Below are 4,131 nucleotides of genomic sequence, written 5' to 3'. Positions count from 1 at the left end.
AGAGGCGTGGCGATTTTGGCCGAAATCGGAATGTCCGATGGTGCATTGAGCTCGCTGACGCAGGCCACCGCATAGCAGGGCTGGATACGTATTTGCCTGTCGCGCGCCGGGCGGTCATGGCACAAGCAGCCGAGGCCCTGTCCAGCGAGGTGCAGTGATGAACGAAGCAGGCTCCGGGGCCGAATGGTGGCGCGGCGCGACGATCTATCAGATCTATCCGCGCAGTTTTGCCGACAGCAACGGCGACGGCATCGGCGATCTGCCGGGGATCACCGCGCATCTTGATCATGTTGCGCGGCTGGGCGCCGATGCCATCTGGATTTCGCCGTTCTTTACCAGCCCGATGACGGATTTCGGCTATGACGTGGCCGATTATCGCGATGTCGATCCCATTTTCGGTACGCTCGGCGATTTCGACGCACTTGTCGCGCGCGCGCACGACCTGGGCCTGCGCGTCACGATCGATCTCGTCTTTGCGCATACCTCCGATCGTCACGCCTGGTTTGGCGAAAGCCGCGCGAGCCGCGAGGGCGAGCGCGCCGACTGGTATGTCTGGGCCGATGCGAAGCCCGACGGCACCCCGCCCAACAACTGGCAATCGGTGTTCGGCGGCCCGGCCTGGACCTGGGACGCGCGGCGCGGGCAGTATTATTATCATCAGTTCCTGAAGGAACAGCCGCAGCTCAATGTTCACGTGCCCGCCGTGCAGGACGCGCTGCTCGATGTGGTGCGCTTCTGGCTCGATCGCGGGGTCGACGGGTTCCGCTTCGACGCGCTCAATCATGCGATGTTCGATCCGGCGCTGACCGACAACCCGCCCGCAACCGACGACCGGCAGCGCACGCGATCCTACGATTTCCAGATCAAGACATTCAGCCAGGGGCACCCGGATGTCGTCGGCTTCGTCGAACGCATCCGCACTGTCTGTGACGCCTATGGCGCGATCTTTACCGTGGCCGAAGTCGGCGGCGATGATGCCATGCCCCTGATGAAGGCCTACACCGCGGGCAATCACCGGCTGTCGAGCGCCTATGGCTTCGATTTCCTCTATGCCCCGGCACTGACTGCAGGCCTTGTCGCCAAGGCGATGCGCGATTGGCCCGGCAAACCGGCGCGCGACGGCCTTGGCGAAGGCTGGCCAAGCTGGGCCTTTGAAAATCACGATGCGCCGCGCTGCCTGTCGCGCTGGGCCGATGATGCCTCGCGCCCCGCCTTTGGCCGCATGGCGATTGCGCTGCTCGGCGCCTTGCGCGGCAATATCTTCATCTATCAGGGGCAGGAACTGGGCCTGTTGCAGGACGACATCCCGTTTCACTTGCTCAAAGACCCCGAAGCGATCGCCAACTGGCCGCTGACGCTCGGGCGCGACGGCGTGCGCACGCCGATGCCGTGGGTTCCCGATGCGCCGAACGGCGGCTTTACCAGCGGCACGCCCTGGCTGCCGCTGTCGCCGGGCAACATCGCCCGCGCCGTCGCCGCGCAGGAACACGATCCCGCAGCGCTGCTGACGCATACCCGCCATATCCTCGCGCTTCGCCGCGCGCACCCGGCGCTGCGCCGGGGCACGATCGATCATCTGCGCGTCCATGGCGACGTATTGTCGTTTACCCGGCGGATCGAGGGCGAGGCGATCCATTGCGCGTTCAACATCGGCGGCGGCGCCCATGCCCACGCCTGTCCGGCGGGCAATGCGATCCTGTCGGTCAATGGCGCCGATCCTGCGCACTTGCCCGCATGGGGCGCGACGATGGTCATCGTCGATCCGCTGTGAAAGTTGCTGCGCGCCGCCCCTGCCCCGCTATAGTCGCCCGCTATGGTTGCAGGCCCAATTGGAGATGACGATGCAGTGGACTGTGGATTCGGAAACGGGCGTTTTGACCGATGTTTTGTTGTGCCCGCCTGACCATTATCACTGGCTGGAAACCAACGCGGTGGCCGTGTCCACGCTGGCCTCATCGGCGCAGTTCGACCGCGCGACGATGCTGCGCCAATGGGACGGGCTGATCGCCGCGCTCGAAGGCGCCGAGGTCAATCTGCATTTCCTCAAGCCCAGCGCTGCGCATCCCTATCAGGTCTATACCCGCGATTCGAGCCAGACCACGCCCTGGGGCCCGATCCTGACCCAGCTCGCCCTGCCGCAACGGCGCGGCGAATATGCTGCCGTGCTCGATTTTCATCTGGCCGCCGATGGCTTTCACCGTTTCGCCAGCGAGGGCGTGGTCGAAGGCGGCGATATTCATGTCGTCCGCCCCGGCCTTCTGATCATCGGCCATTCCGGCGTGCGCACCAACCGCACCGGCGCCGAACAGTTCGCCGGATGGTTCAAGCAGCAAGGCTGGGAAACGCGGCTTGAAGAATTTCCCGCCCATTTCCTGCATCTCGATGTCCTGTTCTGCATGGCGACCGACCGCATCGCGGTCGCCTGCATCGACGTGCTGGGCGAAGATTTCGCGCGCTATCTCAAGGCGCACGACATCGACATCGTCGAAGCAAGCTATCCCGAAGTCATGGCGATGAGCTGCAATTTGCTCTCGCTCGGCGCAACCCGTGTGATCAGCCCGGCACACAGCGTCCGCATCAATGCCGAGCTGCGCGCGCGTGGCGTGACCGTGATCGATCCCCCGCTCGACATGTTTGCGCGCGGCGGCGGCAGCATTCATTGCATGACCATGCCGCTCAAACGCGAGGCTCTTGCATGACCACCGATCTGCGCGTCTCGGGCGAACGGCTCTGGGCCAGCCTGAGCGAAACCGCCCGGTTTGGCGCGATCCCCGGCACGGAGCGCGGCATGTGCCGCCTGACTCTGTCGGATGAAGACATTGCCGTGCGCCACTGGTTTGTCGCCGCCTGCCGCGAAATCGGCATGGCGGTGACCAGCGACCGGATCGGCACGCTGTTTGCCCGCCGCGAAGGCAGCGAACCCGGCCTGCCCCCGATCGCCATCGGCAGCCATCTCGACACGCAGCCGACCGGCGGGCGCTTTGATGGCATTTACGGCGTGCTGGCGGGGCTCGAAGTCGCGCGCACGCTGCACGACGCCGGGATCGTCACGCGCCATCCGATCGAAGTGATCGACTGGACCAACGAGGAAGGCGCCCGCTTTGCCCCCGCGATGGTCGCCTCGGGCGTGTTCGCCGGAGTGTTCAGCCTCGACTATGCGCTGGCGCAGGAAGATCGCGACGGCGTGTCGCTGGGCGAAGCGCTCGCGCGATCGGGCTTTGCCGGCGAACAGGATGTCGGCGCGCACCCGCTCGCCGCCCATTTCGAACTGCATATCGAACAGGGCCCCGTGCTCGAAGCCGAACAGCTTGAAATCGGCGTGGTCAGCGGGGTTCAGGGCATCCGCTGGTTTGACGTCGTGGTCAAAGGCCAGACCTGCCACGCCGGGACCACGCCGATGCATCTCCGCCGCGATGCGCTCCACGCCGCCGCGCGGTTGGCGATCGCGGTCGACGACATCGGACGCTCCGATCCGGGCGCGTCGCTGTCGACGATCGGCCTGTTTCAGGCCTATCCGGGATCGCGCAACACCGCGCCGGGCGAAGTGCGCCTGACCGTCGACTTGCGCCATCCCGACGTCGCCGGGCTCGACCGCATGGAAGCCGCGCTGAAAAACGCCATCGCCGCGCTGGAGGCATCGCAGAACGTGGCGATCACGCTAAGCCCGGTATGGTCCTCGCCGCCAGTGACGTTCGATCCGGGCGTGCTCGATGCGATCGGCGGCGCAACGCGGCGGCTGAGCTATTCGCACCGCACGATGCTGTCGGGCGCGGGCCACGATTCGGTCTATACCGCGCGCGTCGCGCCGACGGGCATGATCTTCGTCCCCTGCGAAAACGGGATCAGCCACAACATCGCCGAATCGATCACGCCCGCCGACGCGGCACGCGGCGCCAACGTCCTGTTGCAGGCCGTGCTCGATTACGACCGGGCGACCAATATCTAAGACCAAGGTGCAGCGATGGCGATTCTTCCCTCCCCTCCCTTCAGGCTACGGCATTCACACATCACGGATCACGAAAATTTATACCGTGAAATCAATGATGTATAAACCATCGTCATTCCCGCGAAGGCGGGAATCCAGTCAGCCTAACGTCTTGATCATACGTCGAATTCTGGATTCCCGCCTGC

The 4,131-nt window shown here is 65.0% G+C and carries 3 protein-coding genes; all 3 read left to right on the top strand.

The annotated features are described in order from the left end of the window. The first annotated feature begins 157 nt into the window (after nt 1-157). Entirely contained in the window at nt 158-1,771 is a 1,614-nt protein-coding gene (locus AQZ50_RS19825) for an alpha-amylase family glycosyl hydrolase (protein ID WP_067749414.1), read from the top strand. Between the two features lie 70 nt (nt 1,772-1,841). Beyond that, the gene (locus AQZ50_RS19820) at nt 1,842-2,699 is read left to right on the top strand and encodes a dimethylarginine dimethylaminohydrolase family protein (protein ID WP_197412574.1); all 858 of its coding nucleotides are present in this window, start codon (nt 1,842-1,844) and stop codon (nt 2,697-2,699) included. Then, nucleotides 2,696-3,946, top strand: a complete 1,251-nt coding sequence (locus AQZ50_RS19815; RefSeq protein ID WP_067749411.1) for a Zn-dependent hydrolase — start codon at nt 2,696-2,698, stop codon at nt 3,944-3,946. The genes AQZ50_RS19820 and AQZ50_RS19815 overlap by 4 nt, the downstream gene beginning before the upstream one ends. Nucleotides 3,947-4,131: the final 185 nt, after the last annotated feature.

Source organism: Novosphingobium sp. Fuku2-ISO-50, from assembly GCF_001519055.1.
Lineage (GTDB): Bacteria > Pseudomonadota > Alphaproteobacteria > Sphingomonadales > Sphingomonadaceae > Novosphingobium.
Note: the sequence above shows the minus strand (reverse complement) of the source record. Positions and strands in the feature narration are given on the sequence as shown.

Coding starts and splice junctions, on each gene's coding strand:
- AQZ50_RS19825 (WP_067749414.1), top strand. CDS start 158: ATGAACGAAGCAGGCTCCGGGGCCGAATGGTGGCGCGGCGCGACGATC.
- AQZ50_RS19820 (WP_197412574.1), top strand. CDS start 1,842: ATGCAGTGGACTGTGGATTCGGAAACGGGCGTTTTGACCGATGTTTTG.
- AQZ50_RS19815 (WP_067749411.1), top strand. CDS start 2,696: ATGACCACCGATCTGCGCGTCTCGGGCGAACGGCTCTGGGCCAGCCTG.